The organism is Arthrobacter sp. SAFR-044, from assembly GCF_059414985.1.
Window position 1 is genome coordinate 449,879 of the sequence record NZ_JBPFDN010000003.1, and the last position, 19,698, is coordinate 469,576.

General features: G+C 66.0%; 17 protein-coding genes. 8 read left to right on the top strand and 9 right to left on the bottom strand.

Annotated features, from left to right (window positions below):
* Nucleotides 1-2: 2 nt before the first annotated feature.
* The gene (locus ACR65J_RS07210; RefSeq protein WP_440167369.1) at nucleotides 3-734 is read right to left on the bottom strand and encodes a DUF72 domain-containing protein; all 732 of its coding nucleotides are present in this window, start codon (nucleotides 732-734) and stop codon (nucleotides 3-5) included.
* A 63-nt stretch (nucleotides 735-797) separates the two neighbouring features.
* Between ACR65J_RS07210 and ACR65J_RS07215 the strand changes: the two genes are divergently transcribed.
* The 4 genes from ACR65J_RS07215 to ACR65J_RS07230 all read left to right on the top strand — a co-directional run bounded on the left by ACR65J_RS07215 (nucleotide 798) and on the right by ACR65J_RS07230 (nucleotide 5,096).
* Complete coding sequence (locus ACR65J_RS07215; RefSeq protein ID WP_440167371.1) at nucleotides 798-2,606, top strand: glycoside hydrolase family 15 protein; 1,809 nt, start codon at nucleotides 798-800, stop codon at nucleotides 2,604-2,606.
* 114 nt (nucleotides 2,607-2,720) lie between these two features.
* The gene (locus ACR65J_RS07220) at nucleotides 2,721-3,011 is read left to right on the top strand and encodes a hypothetical protein (protein ID WP_440167373.1); all 291 of its coding nucleotides are present in this window, start codon (nucleotides 2,721-2,723) and stop codon (nucleotides 3,009-3,011) included.
* Nucleotides 3,011-3,724 (top strand): HAD family hydrolase, encoded by a 714-nt coding sequence (locus ACR65J_RS07225; protein ID WP_440167375.1) that lies wholly within the window; start codon nucleotides 3,011-3,013, stop codon nucleotides 3,722-3,724. Before ACR65J_RS07220 ends, ACR65J_RS07225 begins: the two co-directional genes overlap by 1 nt.
* Nucleotides 3,725-3,914: 190 nt before the next feature.
* Complete coding sequence (locus ACR65J_RS07230) at nucleotides 3,915-5,096, top strand: zinc-dependent alcohol dehydrogenase (RefSeq protein ID WP_440167377.1); 1,182 nt, start codon at nucleotides 3,915-3,917, stop codon at nucleotides 5,094-5,096.
* 79 nt (nucleotides 5,097-5,175) lie between these two features.
* Here the strand turns inward: ACR65J_RS07230 and ACR65J_RS07235 are convergent, their stop codons facing one another.
* From ACR65J_RS07235 to ACR65J_RS07250, 4 genes are read right to left on the bottom strand one after another with little or no spacing between them, the layout of a single operon-like run.
* The gene (locus ACR65J_RS07235) at nucleotides 5,176-5,988 is read right to left on the bottom strand and encodes a bifunctional allantoicase/(S)-ureidoglycine aminohydrolase (protein ID WP_440167379.1); all 813 of its coding nucleotides are present in this window, start codon (nucleotides 5,986-5,988) and stop codon (nucleotides 5,176-5,178) included.
* Nucleotides 5,989-6,005: 17 nt separating this feature from the next.
* Nucleotides 6,006-7,280: a DUF6986 family protein gene (locus tag ACR65J_RS07240; RefSeq protein ID WP_440167381.1), complete on the bottom strand. Its 1,275-nt coding sequence runs from the start codon at nucleotides 7,278-7,280 to the stop codon at nucleotides 6,006-6,008.
* Nucleotide 7,281: 1 nt separating this feature from the next.
* Nucleotides 7,282-8,880: a malate synthase A gene (aceB, locus tag ACR65J_RS07245; protein WP_440167383.1), complete on the bottom strand. Its 1,599-nt coding sequence runs from the start codon at nucleotides 8,878-8,880 to the stop codon at nucleotides 7,282-7,284.
* A gap of 34 nt (nucleotides 8,881-8,914) precedes the next feature.
* On the bottom strand, nucleotides 8,915-10,366 hold the full coding sequence (locus tag ACR65J_RS07250; RefSeq protein ID WP_440167384.1) for an NAD-dependent malic enzyme: 1,452 nt from the start codon (nucleotides 10,364-10,366) through the stop codon (nucleotides 8,915-8,917).
* 221 nt (nucleotides 10,367-10,587) lie between these two features.
* Here ACR65J_RS07250 and ACR65J_RS07255 point away from each other — a divergent pair, with 221 nt between their 5' ends.
* Nucleotides 10,588-11,343 carry an IclR family transcriptional regulator gene (locus ACR65J_RS07255; RefSeq protein ID WP_440167385.1) on the top strand — a complete coding sequence of 252 codons (756 nt, stop codon included), beginning with the start codon at nucleotides 10,588-10,590 and terminating at the stop codon, nucleotides 11,341-11,343.
* 102 nt (nucleotides 11,344-11,445) lie between these two features.
* Here the strand turns inward: ACR65J_RS07255 and ACR65J_RS07260 are convergent, their stop codons facing one another.
* Both ACR65J_RS07260 and pucL read right to left on the bottom strand, forming a co-directional pair.
* Entirely contained in the window at nucleotides 11,446-12,951 is a 1,506-nt protein-coding gene (locus tag ACR65J_RS07260) for a nucleobase:cation symporter-2 family protein (protein WP_440167387.1), read from the bottom strand.
* A 132-nt stretch (nucleotides 12,952-13,083) separates the two neighbouring features.
* Nucleotides 13,084-13,992 carry a factor-independent urate hydroxylase gene (gene pucL, locus ACR65J_RS07265; RefSeq protein ID WP_440167388.1) on the bottom strand — a complete coding sequence of 303 codons (909 nt, stop codon included), beginning with the start codon at nucleotides 13,990-13,992 and terminating at the stop codon, nucleotides 13,084-13,086.
* A 362-nt stretch (nucleotides 13,993-14,354) separates the two neighbouring features.
* On the opposite strand from pucL, the gene ACR65J_RS07270 reads away from it, so the two are divergent.
* Nucleotides 14,355-14,555 carry a hypothetical protein gene (locus ACR65J_RS07270; protein WP_440167390.1) on the top strand — a complete coding sequence of 67 codons (201 nt, stop codon included), beginning with the start codon at nucleotides 14,355-14,357 and terminating at the stop codon, nucleotides 14,553-14,555.
* Nucleotides 14,556-14,578: 23 nt separating this feature from the next.
* Here the strand turns inward: ACR65J_RS07270 and ligD are convergent, their stop codons facing one another.
* On the bottom strand, nucleotides 14,579-15,823 hold the full coding sequence (gene ligD / locus ACR65J_RS07275) for a non-homologous end-joining DNA ligase (protein ID WP_440167392.1): 1,245 nt from the start codon (nucleotides 15,821-15,823) through the stop codon (nucleotides 14,579-14,581).
* Nucleotides 15,824-15,854: 31 nt separating this feature from the next.
* Nucleotides 15,855-17,222: an 8-oxoguanine deaminase gene (locus ACR65J_RS07280; protein WP_440167394.1), complete on the bottom strand. Its 1,368-nt coding sequence runs from the start codon at nucleotides 17,220-17,222 to the stop codon at nucleotides 15,855-15,857.
* 389 nt (nucleotides 17,223-17,611) lie between these two features.
* Between ACR65J_RS07280 and ACR65J_RS07285 the strand changes: the two genes are divergently transcribed.
* Together ACR65J_RS07285 and ACR65J_RS07290 are read left to right on the top strand one after the other, a co-directional pair.
* A complete protein-coding gene (locus ACR65J_RS07285) occupies nucleotides 17,612-18,106 on the top strand; it encodes a nucleoside deaminase (RefSeq protein ID WP_440167396.1) in 495 nt (164 codons plus the stop codon).
* Between the two features lie 14 nt (nucleotides 18,107-18,120).
* Nucleotides 18,121-19,662: an NCS2 family permease gene (locus ACR65J_RS07290; RefSeq protein ID WP_440167398.1), complete on the top strand. Its 1,542-nt coding sequence runs from the start codon at nucleotides 18,121-18,123 to the stop codon at nucleotides 19,660-19,662.
* Nucleotides 19,663-19,698: the final 36 nt, after the last annotated feature.

The following is a 19,698-nucleotide window of genomic DNA, read 5'->3' on the forward strand; positions in this document are numbered from 1 at the left end:
CATCAGCCGGCGCCCAGGATCCCGCGCAGGGTCTCGGCGTTCCGCACAGCGTTCCCGCCGCCGTCGTTGTTGAAGTAGGCGTACACGTCGATGCCCGCACCGTCCCACTCGCGGATGCGCTCTGCCCACCAGTGCATATCCGCGTCGGAGTAGGAGCCGCCGTACAAGTGCTCGTGGTCGGGCCCGTGAAGGCGGACGTAGGCGAAAGGCGCGGTAGTCCGCAGGATGCAAGGCAGGTTGGCGCCGCTCATGATGCAGTAGGCCGCCTGGTGCCGCTCCAGCAGGGCGAACACCTCCGGGCAGTCCCAGCTGGGGTGCCGGAACTCCACCGCTACCCTGATCCAGGAGGGAACCGCGGCCAGGAAATAGTCCAGCCTTGCGTCGTCGCGCTCCAGTTGCGGCGGAAGTTGGACCAGGAGCACGGCCCGTTTGTCCCCCAGTTCGTGCCAGCACCGAACGATGCGCTCAATCCAGACCTCGGGTGAATAGAGCTTGCGTGCGTGGGTCAATCCGCGGGGTGCCTTGACGGACATGCTGAACCCGGGCGGCAGGCGCCTGTTCCACCCCGCGAAGGTGGTATCCCTGGGCCACCGGTAAAAGCTGGCATTCAGTTCAACCGTGCTGAACCTGGAGACGTAGCACTGGAGCCTGTCCCGGACGGGCAGCCCGGGCGGGTACAGGACGTTCACCCAGTGGTCGTAGCTCCAGCCGGAGGTGCCGATGTGGATAGCCATTTCCCTCAGGCTACACCTGCAGTTTTCCCTTCCCTTCGAAGCCCTGTGTGGCAGGGTAATGTCATGGCGCGAATTGAAGACTATGCGGTAGTTGGCGACCTTCACACCGGTGCCCTGGTCAGCAAGGAAGGCTCGATCGACTGGCTCTGCCTCCCGCGGTTCGATTCCCCTGCATGCTTCAACGCGCTGCTGGACACGCCTGACTCGGGACGCTGGCTGCTGGCACCGGAGGGCGGTGGAGCGTGCACCCGCCGGAGCTACCGCGACGGCAGCCTGGTGCTGGACACCGAGTGGGAGACGCCGGACGGAACGGTTCGCGTTACCGACTTCATGCCGCCCAGGGATTCCGTTGCTGACATTGTCCGCATAGTGGAGGGCGTCAGCGGAACTGTCAAGATGCACGGGGAGCTGGTCATGCGGTTCGACTACGGCCACATCGTGCCGTGGGTGCGCAAGGACAAGCGCGGGCTGCACGCCATAGCCGGCCCGGACGCCGTCTACCTGGTCACTCCCGCGCCCCTGCACGGCGAGAACATGCACACCGTCAGCGACTTCACCGTGAGCGCCGGTGAGAAGGTGCCGTTCGTGCTGACCTGGGCGCCAAGCCATGTGGGACGGCCGGTCAGCGTCGATGCCGAGGACGTCCTTGAGAGCACCTTTGCGTTCTGGCGCGGTTGGTCCTCGCAGTGCACCGTCAAGGGGAAGTACCAGGACGCGGTGGTCCGTTCCCTGGTGACGCTCAAGGCGCTGACCTACGCCCCCACCGGGGGTATCGTCGCCGCCGTCACGACGTCCCTGCCGGAGCAGCCGGGCGGCCAGCGGAATTGGGACTACCGCTACTGCTGGCTGCGGGATGCCGCCATGACCCTGCAGGCCCTGCTCGCTGCCGGTTATACGGCTGAGGCTGCTGCCTGGCGGGACTGGCTGCTCCGTGCGGTTGCCGGCGACCCCGCCGACCTGCAGATCATGTACGGGATCCACGGCGAGCGGCGGCTGCCCGAGATGGAGCTGCCCTGGCTGAAAGGCTATGAAAACTCGGCGCCCGTGCGGATCGGAAACGCGGCCGCGGAGCAGTTTCAGCTGGATGTGTGGGGTGAAGTGCTGGACTGCCTGGCGCTGACCCGGAACTCGCTGCTGAAGCACACCGACGAGGCCTGGGACGTGCAGATCGCGTTGATGGAACACCTGGAAACGATCTGGGACCAGCCGGACAACGGGCTATGGGAAATTCGGGGCCCGCGCCGGCACTTTACCCATTCCAAGGTGATGGCGTGGGTGGCGGCGGACCGTATGGTGAAGGGCGTCCGCGAGTCCGGCCTGCCCGGTCCGGTGGAGCGGTGGGAGGCGCTGCGGGACCAGATCCGCGAGGACATCATGGCCAACGGATTCGACGCCAAACGCAATACATTCGTCCAGTCCTACGGCCGCCCGGAACTGGATGCCAGCCTCCTGCTGATTCCCAGGGTGGGCTTCCTGCCCAACGACGATCCCAGGGTCATCGGCACCATCGAGGCCATCCAACGGGAGCTGACCCAGGACGGGTTCGTGCTGCGGTACAAGCCGGAAGAGAGCGACGACGGCCTGCCGGGCGACGAGGGTGTCTTCCTGGCCTGCTCATTCTGGATGGTGGAGGCGCTCCTGGGTGCGGGGCGCCACGAGGAATCGCGCGAACTCTTCGAACGGCTGCTGGAGCTGCGGAACGATGTGGGGCTCCTGAGCGAGGAATGGGCGGTAAAAGCCGGGCGCCAACTGGGTAACACGCCGCAGGCATTCAGCCATTTCGCCCTTGTGACTAGCGCCCTGGAGCTCCATCAGGATACGGTTCGGCGCAGTGACACTCCCCTTCCGTCTGCACAGGCGGATTCGCGCTGAGGCGGCGCGGAGCGGGGTTGGAACTTCTCCTTCGCGCGATAGATAAGTATACTTACTAACACCTCATGGAGTGCCCCCAAGCACAGCGCCGTGATTGATGGAGGAGTGATAGTTATGGCCGGATTTTTTGAGCTCGTTGATGCCCCTGACGGTGGTTACCGGATCAGGATGATGGACGGAAGCGGAAACCTGATGGCCATCTCGGTGACCTTCCCGACGAAAAGGGCGGCTGTGGCAGGCGTGGCAATGGCCCGGGAGATCGCAGGCACGGGCCTCATCCGGGACAAGAGCCTGGATGGTGCCGGGTCCGTCATCCGTGAACGCGTGCGGCCCGTCAGTTCCCCTAAAGAGGAAGCCGCCAGGCGGAAAAAGGTGCCAGGGGTGCGACGGGCAGCGGTGGGCTGATGGCTGAATCCACCACACCCCCTGGCGGCGTCCGCCGGGGGGTCCTCTTTGACGTTGACGGCACACTCATTGATTCCTCGTACATCCACACCATCGCGTGGTGGGGTGCATTCCGCCAATATGGCTACGACGTCCCCATGGCGGCCATTCACCAGCTCGTGGGCATGGGCGGTGCCCGGTTGGTGGACAACCTCCTGCCGTCCGGCCGCGACCGGGACGAGGACCAGGACATCATGGCCAGCCATGGCGCGCTGTATGCCTCGCACTGGCCCTCGCTCCGCAGCCTCGATGGTGCCAAGGACCTGCTGGGCCAGTGCCACGCCGGCGGCCTCGCGGTGGCCCTGGCCTCCTCTGCGCGGCAGCGGGACCTGCAGGTCATGCGCTCCGTGCTGGATGCGGACGCCTTCATTGACGCCGCCACCAGTGCCAACGATGCGAAGGAGAGCAAGCCCGCGCCGGACATCCTGGAAGCAGCGCTGGATGCCGTGGGTGTCGAGGCTGCCAATGCCGTCTACGTCGGCGATGCCGTCTGGGACATGAAGGCGGCCGCTGCCCTGGGCATCCCGGCTATCGGGGTTACCTGCGGCGGCATCCCGGCATCCCAGCTCCGTGAGGCAGGCGCCGTCGAGGTATATGAAGGGCCCCGCGATCTGCTGGAGAACCTGGGGTCAAGTGCCATCGGCCGGTTGCTTGCGCTGCAGCCGCACTCCTAAGTCCTCCTGGTCACAGGGGCTGTCCCCCGGCATGGAATCCTCGTCGCCGGCGACGGCGGCCGCCTCAACCTATTGATCAGCATGCTTACTTTTTCCCCGCAAAACCGATACGGTCGAAGAAAGGGTGCCCGCGGGTGCCCTGCCCCGCCCAAGGAGACCCCCATGGGCAAAGCAGAGCGAAAGGGAGACTGTGAAAGCACTGACGTGGCAAGGAAAACGGTCGGTAAGCGTAGAAGAAGTACCCGATCCCGTCATCCAGGAACCTACCGACGCGATCGTCCGGATCACCTCCACCGCGATCTGCGGCTCGGACCTGCACCTCTACGAGGTCCTGGGCCCGTACATGCACAAAGGCGACGTCATTGGCCACGAGCCGATGGGCGTCGTGGAAGAAGTGGGAAGTGGTGTCACCAACCTCCGCAAGGGCGACCGGGTGGTGATTCCGTTCAACATCTCCTGCGGCTCCTGCTACATGTGCAAGCAAGGGCTGCAGTCGCAGTGTGAAACCACGCAGGTGAAAGAGAAGGGCTCCGGCGCAGCACTCTTTGGCTTTTCGGAGCTGTACGGGTCGGTTTCCGGCGGCCAGGCCGAATACCTTCGCGTCCCGCACGCCGACTATGGCCCCATCAAGGTGGGCAGCGAGCTTCCCGATGAACGCTACCTGTTCCTCTCGGACATCCTCCCCACCGCCTGGCAGGGGGTGGAGTACGCCAATGTTGAACCCGGCGGCGTCCTGACGGTTTTCGGGCTCGGGCCGGTGGGCCAGTTCGCGGCCCGGATCGGAGCGCACCGCGGTTACCGGGTCATCGGCGTCGATCCCGTCCCGGAACGGCGCGAGATGGCCGCCCGGCATGGAGTTGAAACGCTCGATTACGCCAAAGGCGTCGCTGACGAACTCCGGGAGATGACCGACGGGAGGGGCCCGAACGGCATAGTTGACGCCGTCGGAATGGAAGCGCACGGTTCACCGGTGGCAGGGTTCGCGCACCAGGCGCTGGGGCTCCTGCCGGACAAGCTGGCGCAAAAGGCGATGGAGACAGCGGGTGTGGACCGGCTTGCGGTGCTGCATACCGCCATTGATGCGGTGCGCCGCGGCGGCACCCTGTCGCTGAGCGGTGTCTACGGCGGCCAAGCCAGTCCGATGCCGCTGCTGACCATGTTCGACAAGCAGCTTCAGCTGCGCATGGGCCAGTGCAACGTACGGCACTGGACCGACCAACTGCTTCCCCTCGTGGAGGACGACGCCGATCCGCTGGGCGTCATGGACCTGGTCACCCATCGCTCCAACCTCGATGGTGCACCCGCCCTCTACGAGAAGTTCCAGAAGAAGCAGGACGGCTGCATCAAGGTGGTCCTCAACCCGGGCGCCTGATGCCCTAAACCCACAGCAGGCGCCGTTGCGAGGTTTGTAACGGCGTCTGCTGCTGTGTCCGGGTAGGCCAGCGAAAAGCCTAGGTGAGCTTCACCTGGCGGTTCATGTCCTTGTAGAGCAGGTAGCGGAACTCACCGGGACCGCCGGCGTAGCAGGCCTGCGGGCAGAAGGCGCGCAGCCACATGAAGTCGCCGGCTTCCACCTCCACCCAATCGTTGTTCAGCAGGTACATGGCCTTGCCTTCCAGGACGTACAGGCCGTGTTCCATTACGTGCGTTTCGGGGAACGGGATCACGCCGCCGGGCTGGAACGTCACGATGTTCACCTGCATGTCGTGGGCGAGGTCGCTTGAGTCCGTGAACCGGGTGGTCTTCCAGACGTCGTTGGTGTCCGGCATGGACGTGGGCTCGATGTCCTTTTCGTTGGTGACGAAGGACTTGGCCTCGTAACCCTCCAGCCGTTCGTAGGCCTTGCGGATCCAGTGGTAGGACACGACGTCGTCCGAAACGTTCTCCACGCCCCACTCCGAGCCGGCCGCGAGATAGGCGTAGCCGCCTTCCTCAAGCTGGTGCAGTTCGCCGTCGAGGGTCAGGTTGAGCTTGCCCTTGGTCACGAAGACGACGCCTTCCACGCCTGCCTCGAATTCGGCCTTCGGGGCACCGCCGCCGGGAGCGATTTCGACGATCAGCTGGGAGAACGTGGTGGCGAAACCCGAAATGGGGCGGGCGATGATCCAGGAGCGGGTGTTGGAGAAGCCCGGAAGGTTGGACGTGACGATGTCCGTCATCACGCCCTTGGGGATGACAGTGTAGGCCTCGGTGACGATGGCGCGCTCGGTGGTCAGGTGGGTCTGCGGCGGCAGTCCGCCGCTGGGGGAGTAGTACTTGCCCATGAATGGATTCCTTTGGCTTAGGAGTTGGAAGTGGTGGCCAGCCGCGGGTGCGCCAGTGCGGTGAGCTGCGGAATTCCGACGCCGGCCAGCGCCTGGACTTCCTCGGCCCCCACGGCGCCGCACTGGACCCCACGGAGCACGAAAGCGGCCAAGGCGCGGGCGGTGGCGGGCTCGTCCATGACGCCGCCCTCGGTCCGTTCCACGTAGTTGCGCAGCCGGGCGGCAGCGGCCGGCAGGCCCTCCCGGTAAAAGGCGTAGGTTGCGGCGAACCGGCTGGCCAGCTGGGCCGGGTGCAGGTCCCAGCCCTGGTAGTAGCCGCGTTCCAGTGACCGCCGGACCAGCCGGCCGTGCAGCTGCCAGGCGTTCTCCACGTTGTCACCTACGGGGATGATGTTGGTTGAGCCGTCGGAGAGCCGGATGCCGGTGCCTGCCACAGCCAGCTGCATGACTTCCTTGGCGAAGTCCGCCACGGGGTGCTCCATGGACTGGTACTCCGCTGAGATCTGCAGCGACGCCGAGTAGTCGTAGGTGCCATAGTGCAGTCCGCTGATCCGGCCCGGGACGGCGTGCGGCAGCTGCGCCACCGGCGACGTGCCGTCCGGTCCCAGGATCAGCTGCGGGGTCTCCACCTGCACCTCGAACCGCAGCCGGCCCGCAGGGAGTGAGTGGACTTCCTCAAGCCGGGACACTGCATAGTCCATGGCCTGCACCTGGGCCACCGTGGTGACCTTGGGCAGGGTCAGGACCAGGCCGTCCGGCAGTTCGCCGGCTGCGGCGAGGCCGGAGATGAACAGGTCAAGGGTGCGCAGGCCGCGGGCCCGGGTGGGAGCCTCGAAGCACTTGAAACGGATGCCGATGAACGGGGGACCGGAGCCGGCAGCGACTGCCTGTGCCACCGCGGAAGCTGCGGCGACCGCGGCGGCGTCCTCGGCGTCGTCGCCCCTGTCCCCGAAGCCATCCTCAAAGTCCAGGCGCAGGTCCTCGATCGGCTCCTCCGCCAGCTTTGCGGCCACGCGGCCGGCCACGGCCCCGGCGAGGCCGGCGTCCTGGCCCAGCAACCGGCCCAGCTTCTCGAAGCCGCCATGCGCTTCCGCCGTCGCCGTTGCCTGGGCTCCCCAATCGGCAGCGAACGACGGCGTAAAGCGGTCCGCGGGGACGTACACCGTGTGCACGGGCTGGCGGGAGCCGTCGTCGCCCGGGTAGTTCCGTTCCAGCAGCCGGTCGGTGGCGGCCAGTTGCCCGTCAATATGTGCGAGGTCCCCTGCCGAGAGCGAGGGCTTTGGTGCGGCCATCTCAGTCCACCAGCTCGTAGGCAGGTGTGGTGAGGAAGTCCGTGTAGTCCTCGGAGAGGCAGATGTCAGCGATCAGCTCGCTGGCAGGCTGGTAGTAACGCCGGAACGCCTCGTCGCCGAATTCGGTGCGGAGCCGTTCGGTCTCCTCGCCCAGGATCTTCTCCACCAGCTCCTTGGTGACTGTGTTGCCGGTGTCCGCCAGGATGGACTTGTTGCGGATCTGCTGCCACACCTGGGAGCGGGAAATCTCGGCCGTGGCGGCGTCCTCCATCAGGTTGTGGATGGCCACGGCGCCGTTCCCGGACAGCCACACCGCCGTGTAGGCGACTGCGACGTAGAGATTCAGGCGCAGGCCGGCCTCGGTGACCTGGCCGCCGGCAGACTGGACGTCCAGCAGCTGCTCTGCGGTGACCGAAACCTCCGGGCGCTGCTTGTCCACCTGGTTGGGCTTGTCGCCAAGCACGGAGTCGAAGACCTCGCGGCAGGTGGGCACCAGGTCCGGGTGGGCAACCCAGGAGCCGTCGAAGCCGTCGTTTGCCTCGCGGGTCTTGTCCGCGCGGACTTTCTCGAAGGCGGCCTCGGTGACCTCCGGGTGGCGGCGGTTGGGGATGACCGCTGCCATGCCGCCCATGGCGAAGGCGCCGCGGTTGTGGCAGGTCTTGACCAGGAGCTCGGTGTAGGCGCGCATGAAGGGGGCGGTCATCACCACGGAGGCGCGGTCCGGGAGGACGAACTCCTCGCCGGCGTCGCGGAAGTACTTGATGATGCTGAACAGGTAGTCCCAGCGGCCGGCGTTGAGGCCCGAGGCGTGGTCCCGCAGTTCGTAGAGGATCTCGTCCATCTCGAACGCGGCCGGGATGGTCTCGATCAGGACGGTGGCGCGGATAGTGCCTTGGTTCAGTCCCAGGTAGTCCTGGGCGAAGACGAAGACGTCGTTCCACAGCCGGGCTTCGAGGTGGCTTTCCATCTTGGGCAGGTAGTAGTACGGGCCCTGTCCGTTAAGCACCAGCTGCTTGGCGATGTGGAAGAAGTGCAGCCCGAAGTCCACGAGGGCGCCGACGGCCGGCTCACCGTTCACCAGCAGGTGCTTCTCCTGCATGTGCCAGCCGCGGGGGCGGGCCACCACGACGGCGAGCGGCGCGTCGGTGCGGAGCCGGTACTCCTTGCCTTCCTCCGACGTGTAGCTGAGGGTCCCCAGCGCGGCATCGCGGAGATTCAGGATGGCATCGATGACGTTGGCCCAGGTGGGCGTGCTGGCGTCCTCAAGGTCCGCCAGCCACACCTTGGCGCCCGAGTTCAGGGCATTGATGGCCATCTTCGCCGGCGAGGCGGGGCCGGTCATCTCCACCCGGCGGTCCTGCAAAGCCGCCGGTGCCGGCGCAACTTTCCAGTCGCCGTCGCGCACGTCCTTGGTCTCCGGCAGGAAGTCCAGCCTGCCGGTCTCGGCGACGTGCTGCCGCTTGACGGCACGCGCCGCCAGGAGCTCGTTGCGCGTGCCGGCGAACCGGGTGTGGAGCTCCTCCACGAAGGCCAGTGCCTTGGGCGTGAGGATTTCCTCTGCGCGGTCGATTGGACGGGGATCTGTGACGGTGATGGCCATTTCTGGTCCTTTCCTTGGGCTGGAAGTCGGGCGGTCAGGCGGAGGCCAGTGCAGGCGCTGGTTCCGCGGCGGGATCGGCCGGGCCGGCAGGTGTTGCCACGTTTGATGCGTGCGCCGCGGCAGCCACGGCTGCTGCGACGTCCGCGGTCACGTGCGGGTCGAAGATGCTGGGGATGATGTAGCTCGCATTGAGCTCATTATCATTCACCCGGTTGGCGATTGCCTCGGCGGCGGCAACCAGCATGTCCGGGGTGATGTCGCTGGCTCCGGCATCCAGGAGCCCGCGGAAAAGGCCGGGGAAGGCCAGGACGTTGTTGATCTGGTTGGGGAAGTCGCTGCGGCCGGTGGCTACGACGGCGGCGTGCCGGGACGCGGCGGCCGGGTCCACCTCGGGCGTGGGGTTGGCCATGGCGAAAACGATGGCGTCCTTGGCCATGGACGCGATGTGCTCTTCGCCGAGGATGTTCGGTGCGGAGACGCCGATGAAGACATCGGCGTCCACCATGGCCTCGTGCAGGGTGCCGGCGAAGCCATCCTGGTTGGTGTTTTCGGCGATCCAGGTGCGGTGCGGATCGTTGTACGTCTCACCCTTGTGGATGGCACCGGATCGGCCGGCGGCCACAATGTGCCGGGCGCCCTGGGCCTTCAGCAACTGGATGATGGCGGAGCCGGCGGCACCGACCCCGGAGACCACGATCTTCACGTCCTCGATCTTCTTGTCCACCACGCGGAGGGCGTTGACCAGGGCAGCGAGGGTCACGATTGCCGTACCGTGCTGGTCGTCGTGGAAGACCGGGATGTCCAGTTCCTCCCGGAGGCGGGCCTCGATCTCGAAGCAGCGGGGCGCGGCGATGTCTTCCAGGTTCACGCCGCCGAAGACCGGTGCCAGGAGCTTGACGGTGCGGATGATTTCCTCGGTGTCCTGGGTATCCAGGCAAACGGGCCACGCGTCGACGTTGGCGAACTGCTTGAACAGGGCGGCTTTGCCCTCCATGACCGGAAGGGCCGCAGCGGGCCCGATGTTGCCCAGGCCCAGCACCGCCGATCCGTCGGTGACCACGGCCACGGTGTTGCGCTTGACGGTCAGGTTGCGGGCGGCTGCAGGGTCCTCGGCGATGGCCAGGCAGACGCGGGCGACGCCGGGGGTGTAGGCGCGCGAGAGGTCGTCGCGGTTGCGCAGCGGAACTTTGGGGACGACTTCGAGCTTGCCGCCGAGGTGCATCAGGAAGGTGCGGTCGGAGACGTGCTGGACGGTGACGCCGTCGAGCGCGTTAAGGGCGTCCTTCACGCGGGCTGCATGCGCATCGTCGGTGGTGTTGCAGGTGACGTCAACGACGAGGGTCTCGTGGTGGGACTCGGTGACGTCCAATGCGGTGATGGCGGCGCCGGCAGCTCCGACGGCTGCGGCAAGCTCGCTGGTGGCGCTGAAGCTTGAGGGTGCTTCCACACGCAGGGTGATCGAATTTCCGGGGCTGGGGTTCGCCATTGAATGTCCTCCTGATTTGGCCTGGTCCGGCTTCTGCTCTGATCCGAATGTTTTCGTATTATGGATATTATTGTCTACTTTATGGAAATACAACCCCTCCGAATGCGACTGTCCTCCTGCATCGCCGTGGGAACGGCCGTGCTGTATCTTGGGTGTTCTAAGCAATTCTTTTCACGATGCGGATAAGAGTTGTCGGATCCCGAGCAGCAGGAGACAACGGAATGGCAGAAAAAGCCTCTGGTGGGGTGCAGTCGGTAGAGCGCGTCTTCGAACTGCTGGAGCTCATCACTGATGCCGGCGGCGACGTCACCCTCAGTGAACTGTCGTCCTCCACGGACCTGCCGCTGCCCACCATCCACCGCCTGCTCCGCACCCTGGTATCGCTGGGGTACATCCGCCAGCTGCCCAACCGGCGCTACGCGCTGGGCCCCCGGCTCATCCGCTTGGGGGAGGGTGCCAATAAGCAGCTCGGCGCCTTGGCGCAGCCCCAGCTGAAGGTCCTGGTGGACCGGCTGGGGGAGACCTCCAACATGGCGGTGCTGGATTCGGACATGGTGATCTATGTGGCCCAGGTCCCCTCGCTGCACTCCATGCGCATGTTTACCGAGGTGGGCCGCCGCGCCCACACCCACGCCACCGGCGTGGGCAAGGCCATCCTGGCCCAGCTCGACGACGACACCGTGCGGGGCATCGTTGCCCGCGCGGGCATGCCAACACCCACGGCGAAGAGCATCGGCGACGTGGATGAACTCCTGGCGGACCTCAAGCTCATCCGCGAGCGGGGCTACTCCATTGACGAGGAGGAGCAGGAGCTGGGCGTCCGCTGCTTCGCCATGGCCGTACCCAACGCCCCCACGCCCTCGGCGATCTCGGTCTCGGGCCCCGTGTCCCGGGTGGATGAGAACTTTGCGGACAAGGCCGTGCCCATCCTCCGGGAAGCGGCCGAAGCAATCTCCCGCGAGCTCAACCGCACCTGACCTCCCCACGCGGCCTCCCGCCGTCGTTCCCTCTCGTCGAGATGGCAGTTCGCAGCAGTGTTTCTGGGAGACACTGCCGCGAACTGCCATCTCGCGCGAGGTTTAGTGTTCTGACGCCTTCTCGGCTGACTGGACGGGGACTTCCTTGCCGTCGCAGTCGATGAGCTTGCCGTTTTCGAACCGGTCACCTTCTGCCAGGCAGCGAAGGTCCTCCGCGCGCACCAGGCGTTCGGTGCCTGCGACGAACACGGACTGGTTGTCCGAGTTGCCGGCCCGGAGGTGGTTGAACAGCAGGTTCAGCAGGATGGCCATGACGGCGGCCGAGCTGATGCCCGAGTGGAAGATGGTGCCGAACCAGGACGGGAACTGGTCGTAGAACGTGGGGGCGGCGATGGGGATCATCCCGAAGCCGATGGAGGCTGCCACCACGATCAGGTTCATGTTGTTCTTGTAGTCCACCTTGGACAGGGTCCGGATGCCGCTTGCCGCGACCGTTCCAAAGAGTACGACGCCGGCGCCGCCCAGGACAGGGGTGGGCACCGCAGCGACCACGCGGCCCAGGACGGGCAGCAGGCCAAGGACCACCAGGATCACGCCGCCGGCGCTGACCACGAACCGGCTCTTGACGCCCGTGATGGCCACCAGGCCGACGTTCTGGGCGAACGCGCTCTGGGTGAAGGAGTTGAAGAGCGGGGAGACGGCGCTGGAGAGCATGTCCGCGCGCAGGCCGTTGCCGATCCGCTTGGAGTCCACCTTGGTGCCCACGATCTCGCCCACCGCGATGATGTCAGCGGAGGTCTCGGTGAGGGTTACCAGGATGACGATCAGCATGGAGATGATCGCGGCGACCTCGAACGTGGGCGGTCCGAAGGCGAAGGGGGTGGGGAAGGCGACGATCTCGCCCTGGCCCACCTTGGAGAAATCGGCCATACCGAAGACGACGGCGATCAACGTGCCAAGGACCATGGCCAGCAGGATGGACAGCCGGGAGATGGCGGCGCTGCCCACCTTGCTGAGGAGCAGGACGATGCCCATCGTGGCTGCTGCCAGGCCGATGTTTGCGACGCTGCCGTAGTTGGGCGCCTTGCTGTTTCCGCCCATGGCCCAGTTGGCGGCGACCGGCATCAGCGTCAGGCCGATGGTGGTGATCACCGTGCCAGTGACGACCGGTGGGAAGAACCGGATGATCTTCGAGAACAGCGGTGTGATCAGCAGGCCGATCAGTGAGGCTGCGATGACCGAACCGAAGACGGCCTGGATTCCCCCGCCGCCATGGACGATGGCCACCATGGTGGAGACTCCGGCGAAGGAGACGCCCTGGACCAGCGGCAGTTGCGAACCGAAGAAGGGGACGCCGACGGTCTGCAGGATGGTGGCCAGGCCGCCCACGAAAAGGCAGGCCGCAATGAGCAGGCCGATGTCCTGGGAATTCATCCCCGCGGCGGCGCCGATGATCAGGGGCGGGGCTATGATGCCGCCATACATGGTGAGGACGTGCTGGAAGCCGTAGGCAAACATGCTTCCAATGGGGAGCCGCTGGTCTTCCGGGCGGGCCGGCCGTGCGCCTTTGCCGGCGGCTGCGGGGGCCGGTTTCTTCTTGATGTTCATGGCAGACTTTCTTGGTTCATGGCAGACGTCATCGTCTGGCTAACTGGTGTCTGGCTAACAGGTGAAGCTAGGGGTGTGGGGCGTCGTGGCGGGCCCAACCGCTGGCTGGGCCCGCTTGGTCGAAGTGGGGTTCTAGCAGAAGCCGGCGATGCCGGACCAGGCAGCCGGGGCTGCTGCGGCGTCGTCGCGCTGGACGGTGGCCTCGATCAGGCCGTAGGGGCGGTCCGCGGCGAAGAAGACCTCGTTGGGGTTGTCCAGGCCGAAGGGGGAGAGGTCCACCAGGAAGTGGTGCTTGTTGGGCATGGAGAACTTAATCTCGTCAATTTCGCTGTGTGCCTCAAGGACCTTGGTGCCCATGTCGAACAGGGTCTGCTGCAGGGCATGGGAGTACTTCTCGGTGAAGCCTTCAAGCAGGAGGGCCTTGACGTCGTCGTAGCTCTTGTTGAAGTCCAGGCTGTTGAAGTCGGTGCCGGTCTTGAAGCGCCAGCGGGCCGAAACGTCGGTGGCGAGGATCCGGTCGGTGGTCTCGGGCAGCGTGGTGTAGCGGTCCCGGGGGTAGCCGACGAAGCCGGACTGGGTGGACTTCAGGACGGTCAGGTCCTTCAGTCCGGAGATGAGGTGGCTGGTGGCGCCGTCCCTGACCAGGACGGCGGTCCGGACTTCCTGCCCGTTCCGGACGAACGAGTGGTCGTGTTCGCTGCCGTGCGCCTGGATCCGGTCCCAGGCGTAGGACTCGGCTTCCCAGCGTCCGCCGGTGACCCAGTCGAAGCTGGAAGTGAAGTGCTCGCCGAGGCGCAGAAGGAACTCTTCCGGCGACCCGATGCCTTCACGGGCGAAGGCGTAGATGGTGTTCTTTTGGGTGTCGGTGGCCACCACGTGGGCGTTGTCGCCCTCCAGGTGGGCCGCTGCAAAGTCGCCGCGCAGCTGCGAGGTGACGTTCAGGTCCTCAATCTCGTGGCGGTTCGTGTCGCGGGTGATCTTGACGACGCGAACTTCTGCCTTGCCGTACTGGTTTTCGCCGAGGATGATCTTGCTGCTCATGGTCTGTTCCCAACTTCCCGTAGGTGGAACCTAGGTTCCATCACTGAAATTAAGCGCGCGTTTCATGCGCGTTTCCGATGGAGCCGACCCAACAAAAAAGAGCCGGCATCCGTTGATGCCAGCTCATTACGACCCTGCCTGCTGCTCCCAGGTTACGTGACCTGCGCCACGAGTTGCATACCAGCGTACCCCTCATGGGCGGTGGTGTACATCACAGCTTCAAAATTCGCTTTGTGACCGGCGGTGCCATTCGGGCCCTGGGAAGGGCATTGACGGAGGCGATGCCGTCTCCTAAGCTTTTCATATAGCAATAATTACTTTCCGCAATACGGAACAATTACATCCAGGATGAACGAGAAACCGTGAAAGAGGAGGATCAGATGTACCAGCAGGACAAGACGCCCGTCGCACCGCAGCCGGCTGCCGCGCCTTCAGCCCAGGAGTTCTACCTCCCCCTCGGTGGCGGCACCGATCCGGACTTCTTCGTTCCGGAGGACCGGGGTGCCGCGCCGGGCCGCCTGTCGCGCTGGATCCATGCCCTCCCGGGCTTCAACCGCCGCTGAGCCCGGCGGTCGTGAGGCGGTCGTCAGGCGGTGGGCCGTCCCGGCCACTGCTTGCCGGCCCAGGGGTCGTAGTCCGCGATGAGCTCTTCCTGCGTCGGCCGCTCGGCTTCGGGAACGTGCTGCAGGTTCACCCGCACCCGGTACCAGAGCGAGCTGGACCCGCGCATCCCGTCCACCAGGACGTCGGCGGGCTGCAGGGATTTGACGACGACGGCGTGCCCGGACTTCCACTCGTCAAGCGCCGCCAGCGCTTCCGGCTTGGTCCTGGTGCGGGCCACCTCGATGAGCGGCATCAGCGACTGCCGGCGGCCTGAACCGTTGCCGCTCCGCGGAGCTTTCTCCGCCGGACCCAGTTCCTTGGCCAAGCCAAGCAGCCCTTCCAATGATCCCACCGCCCCGTCAATGCCCGCGTGCGGGTCGCCGATCTCCGCGTACCGCTCAAGCATTGTGGGAACAGTGAACTGGCCAGGCCGGGCAGTGCGCATCTCCTCCCAGGTGAGCGGCGCGGAAACACGGGCATCCGGCAGCGCCCTGACGGAGTAGGCGGACGCGACCGTGCGGTCCTTGGCATTCTGGTTGAAGTCTACGAACACGCTCTCGCCGCGTTCCTCCTTCCACCAGCGTGCCGTGGCAAGGCCGGGAGCCCGGTTCTCCACTTCCCGCGCAAGGGTTTCGGCAGCGAGCCGGACGTCCTTATAGGACCACTCGGGGGCGATGCGGACCAGGATATGAAGCCCTCTCGATCCACTGGTCTTCGGCCAGCCCACCAGCCCCACGTCGTCCAACACCTCCTGTGCAACGTACGCCGTGTCCACAATCTGCGACCAGTCCACCCCGGGCATCGGGTCCAGGTCCACCCGGAGCTCGTCCGGATGCTCGAGGTCCTCGGCGCGGACCGGATGCGGGTTCAGGTCCAGGCAGCCAAGGTTAATGACCCATGCCAGGCCTGCCGCATCCCGGATCACGGCCTCCTCTGCAGAGGTCCCGGACGCGTAATGCAGTGTGGTGGTATCGATGAAAGGCGGATGGTTTTCCGGCACGCGTTTTTGGAAGAACGGCTCGGCGTCGATGCCCTTCGGGAACCGCTTGAGCACCATGGGCCGGCCTCCCGCGCCCCGCAGCGCACCCTCCGCCACCGCCAGGTAATAGCGCACCAGGTCGAGCTTGGTCAGGCCCGGCTCCGGGAACACCACCTTGTCCGGGCTGGAGATCCGGACTTCGATTCCATCGATGTCGAGAACCTCGGGTGGCGTCTTTGACGGAGTCATGCCGCCACGGTAGCAGCGGGCGGGATGTGTGTCAGCCGTTCACCAGCCGCCGTGCCGCGGCGGAGTGTTCCGCGATCAGCCCGGCCACGTCCAGCCCCGGAATCTGTCCGTCCACTACGCGCCACTGCCCGCCCACCATCACGCGGTCAGCCCGGTCCGCGGCGCACAGGAGCAGCGCGGCGATGGGGTCATGGCTGCCGGAGAAGCGGAGGTCATCGAGCGTGAACAGGGCCAGGTCGGCCTGCATGCCGGGTGCCAGTTGGCCGAGCCCGGCCCGGCCCAGGGCGGCGGCGGATCCCCGGGTGGCCCAGCCAAGCGCCCGCTCCACCGGCACGTCGGCGCCGTACCGCAGCCGCTGGAGGTACAGTGCCTGCCGTGCTTCCATGATCATGTTGGAGGCGTCATTCGATGCCGAGCCGTCCACGCCCAGGCCCACGGGAACCCCCGCATCCTCCAGTTCCAGGACCCGTGCCGTGCCCGACGCCAGGCGCATGTTGGAGGTGGGGCAATGCGCGACGGCGGTCCCCGCGGCTCCGAGGCGGGCGATCTCGGCAGCACTGAAGTGGATGCCGTGGCCCAGCCAGGTGCGGTCCGTCAGCCAGCCGACGCTGTCCAGGTAGTCCACCGTCCGGAGTCCGAACATCTCCCGGCAGAAGTCCTCCTCGTCCAGGGTCTCCGCCAGGTGCGTGTGCAGCCGGACGTCCAGCCGCTCTGCCAGCGCGGCACTCTCGGCCATGATCTCTTTGGCCACGGAGAACGGCGAGCAGGGGGCCAGCGCTATCTGGATGACCGCGTCGTCCCCGCGCTCGTGGTACCGGCCCACCAGGCGCTCGCTGTCTTCCAACACCACCTCCGGACGCTGGACCGTGGACTGTGGCGGGAGGCCGCCGTCGTCCGTTCCCAGTGTCATGGACCCGCGGGTGAGCGTGGCCCGCATTCCCAGCCGGCGCACCGCCGCCACCTCGATGTCGATAGCATCCTCAAGCCCGGCGGGGAAGAGGTAGTGGTGGTCGGCGGCGGTGGTGCAGCCGGAGAGCAGCAGTTCCGCGAGGGCAACCGTGGCGGCCAGTTCCAGGTCCTTCCGCGTGAGCCGCGCCCACACCGGATACAGGTTCTGCAGCCAGGGGAAGAGCGGGGCGTTTGCCACGGGACCCCACGCCCGGGTGAGGGTTTGGTAGAAGTGGTGGTGCGTGTTGATCAGGCCGGGCAGCAGTACGTGGCTGCCGGCGTCCAAGGTTTCCTGGATGGGCCGCGAGGGCTGTTGTCCGGCCGCCAGCACTTCTTCGATCACCCCGCCGTTGACCACCAATCCACCCGAGGCGTCGAGGCTGTTGGCGGTAAAGGCTGCCAGGGGGTTCTTGATCCACAGCCGGGGGGTGGGGGCAGGGGAAATTTCCATGGGCTTTCCTTGTCTGAGCGCTGTTGCGGTAAAGCCAGCTCAGTGATGCCCTGTCTGCTGATCCAGGTAGCCGCTCCAGCGGGCGGGCGGGTGCGATCCAGAGTAGGGAAGCGGCTCCACCTGCGTCAACACTGCTGTTTGTGACTGTGGGAGGTGAAGGCAAGGAAACATGGATTTCACATTGCGAAATTAAGTTTCCAGAAAACTATGGCGTGGCGCACAAACCGGTGCTAATCTCGATTCTGCCAAAGGCGGGCACCCGGTTCCGGGAGGCTATCTACCAGGCGCAACTTAACCTTCACAGCACATGCTGAAGCCTGGTAACCGTTCGCACCTGGTTCTACTGGTCCTGCGCGGCAACAGGCTTCCCGGCAAAAGGAAGTCGCATCATGAGTACCACCGTCACGGCCGAACAATTTTTGGCCCGCTCCATCCGGCTGGCAACGGCCAACGTCCTCAACAGCGGTGGCCCGTTCGGGGCCATGATCGTCACCGCGGACGGACAAACGTTCGACGGCGTCAACCGCGTCACCGCGGACAACGATCCCACCGCCCACGCCGAGGTCACCGCAATCCGCACGGCCTGCCGCGAGCTGGGCACCTTCGACCTCACCGGCGCTGTCCTGTACACCAGCTGCGAGCCGTGCCCCATGTGCCTGGCCTCCGCCCTCTGGGCCAGGGTGGCACGCGTGGTCTACGCAGCGGACCGCCACGATGCCGCCTCCGTCGGCTTCGACGACGCGGTGTTCTACGAATACTTCGAAAACCAGGACAGGGACTCCCTGATGCCGGTCTCCAAGCTGGAACTGGGCGATCCCCAGGCGCCGGCGCCGCTGGAGCCGTTCAACACCTGGAACACACTCGAATCCAGGATCGACTACTAGGCCCGGCGGCTTCGATGACCATCCTGGACCATTCCCACGAGGAGCATTCGGCTCCAAGCACCACCACCTCCCCTCGGGCGCCGCGCACTTCCGCTCAGGCATCCGGAACACCCCGGCCGGAGGCACCGCAATCCTTCCTGGACCGCTTCTTCCAGATCACCCGACGCGGCTCCACCCTCGCCCGCGAATTCCGCGGTGGCCTGGTCACCTTCTTCACCATGGCGTACATCGTCATCCTGAACCCCCTCATCCTGGGCGGCTTCAGCGCTGACAACGCCCCCACCGACGTTGCCGGCGGCTGGCTGTCCGCGGCCCAAGTGGGCGCCGTCACCGGCCTCACCGCCGGCGTCATGACCATCCTCTTCGGCCTCATCGCCAACCTGCCGTTCGGTCTCGCCGCCGGCTTGGGCATCAACTCCTTCCTGGCCGTCTCCGTGATCCAGGAAGTCACCTGGCCCGAGGCCATGGGCCTGGTGGTGATCAACGGCATCCTGATCGTGCTGTTCGGCGTCACCGGCGCACGGACCGCCATCTTCCGGGCCGTGCCAAAGGAACTGAAGGCCGCCATCACCGTCGGCATCGGCCTGTTCATCGCCTTCATCGGCTTCGTGGACTCCGGGTTCGTCCGCCCCACCGCGGGCGGTCCACCAGTGCAGCTGGGCGACGGCGGCTCCATCACCTCCGTGCCCACGCTCGTCTTCGTCGTCGGACTCCTGGCCATGGGCATCCTGGTGGCACGTAAAATCCAGGGCGGACTCCTGATCGGGATTGTCGGCACCACGGTGCTGGCCGCCGTCGTCGAAGCCGTCATGAAGATCGGCCCCGCCAGCGCGACCAATCCCGGCGGCTGGCACCTGAACACCCCTGTGCTCTCCGGCCAACTGGTCTCAGCGCCGGACCTGGGCCTGGTAGGCCAGTTCGACCTCTTCGGCTCCTTCGCCAGGATCGGCGGCCTCGCGGCCACCATGCTGGTCTTCACCCTCGTGTTCACCAACTTCTTCGATGCCATGGGCACTATGACCGGCCTGGCCAAAAGCGCCGGCGTCGCCCACAAGGACGGCACGTTCCCGCGGCTGAAGGCGGCCTTCATCGTGGAGGGCTTCGGTGCCGTGGCGGGCGGGGCCACTTCAGGCTCCTCCAACACCGTGTACATCGACTCCGCGGCTGGCATCGGGGAAGGCGCCCGGACGGGCTTGGCATCCGTGGTCACCGGCGTGCTGTTCCTGGGCTCGATGTTCCTCACCCCGCTCACCAGTGTGGTGCCGCTCGAGGTGGCCGCAGCCGCCCTGGTGGTGGTGGGCGCCATGATGATGGCCCAGATCCGCGAAATCAAGTTCACCAAGTTCACCGTGGCCCTGCCGGCATTCCTCACCATCGTCACCATGCCCTTGACCTACTCGATCGCCAACGGCATCGGCGTGGGGTTCGTGAGCTGGGCCGTCATCGGGGCGGCATCCGGCAAGGCGAAGAAGATCCATCCGCTGATGTGGGTGGTGAGTGCAGGCTTCCTGGTGTACTTCGCCCGCGGACCGATCAACGCCCTGCTGGGCGGCTGAGCTTTCTTCCAGGGGCCGGGCCAACCCTTGGCCCGG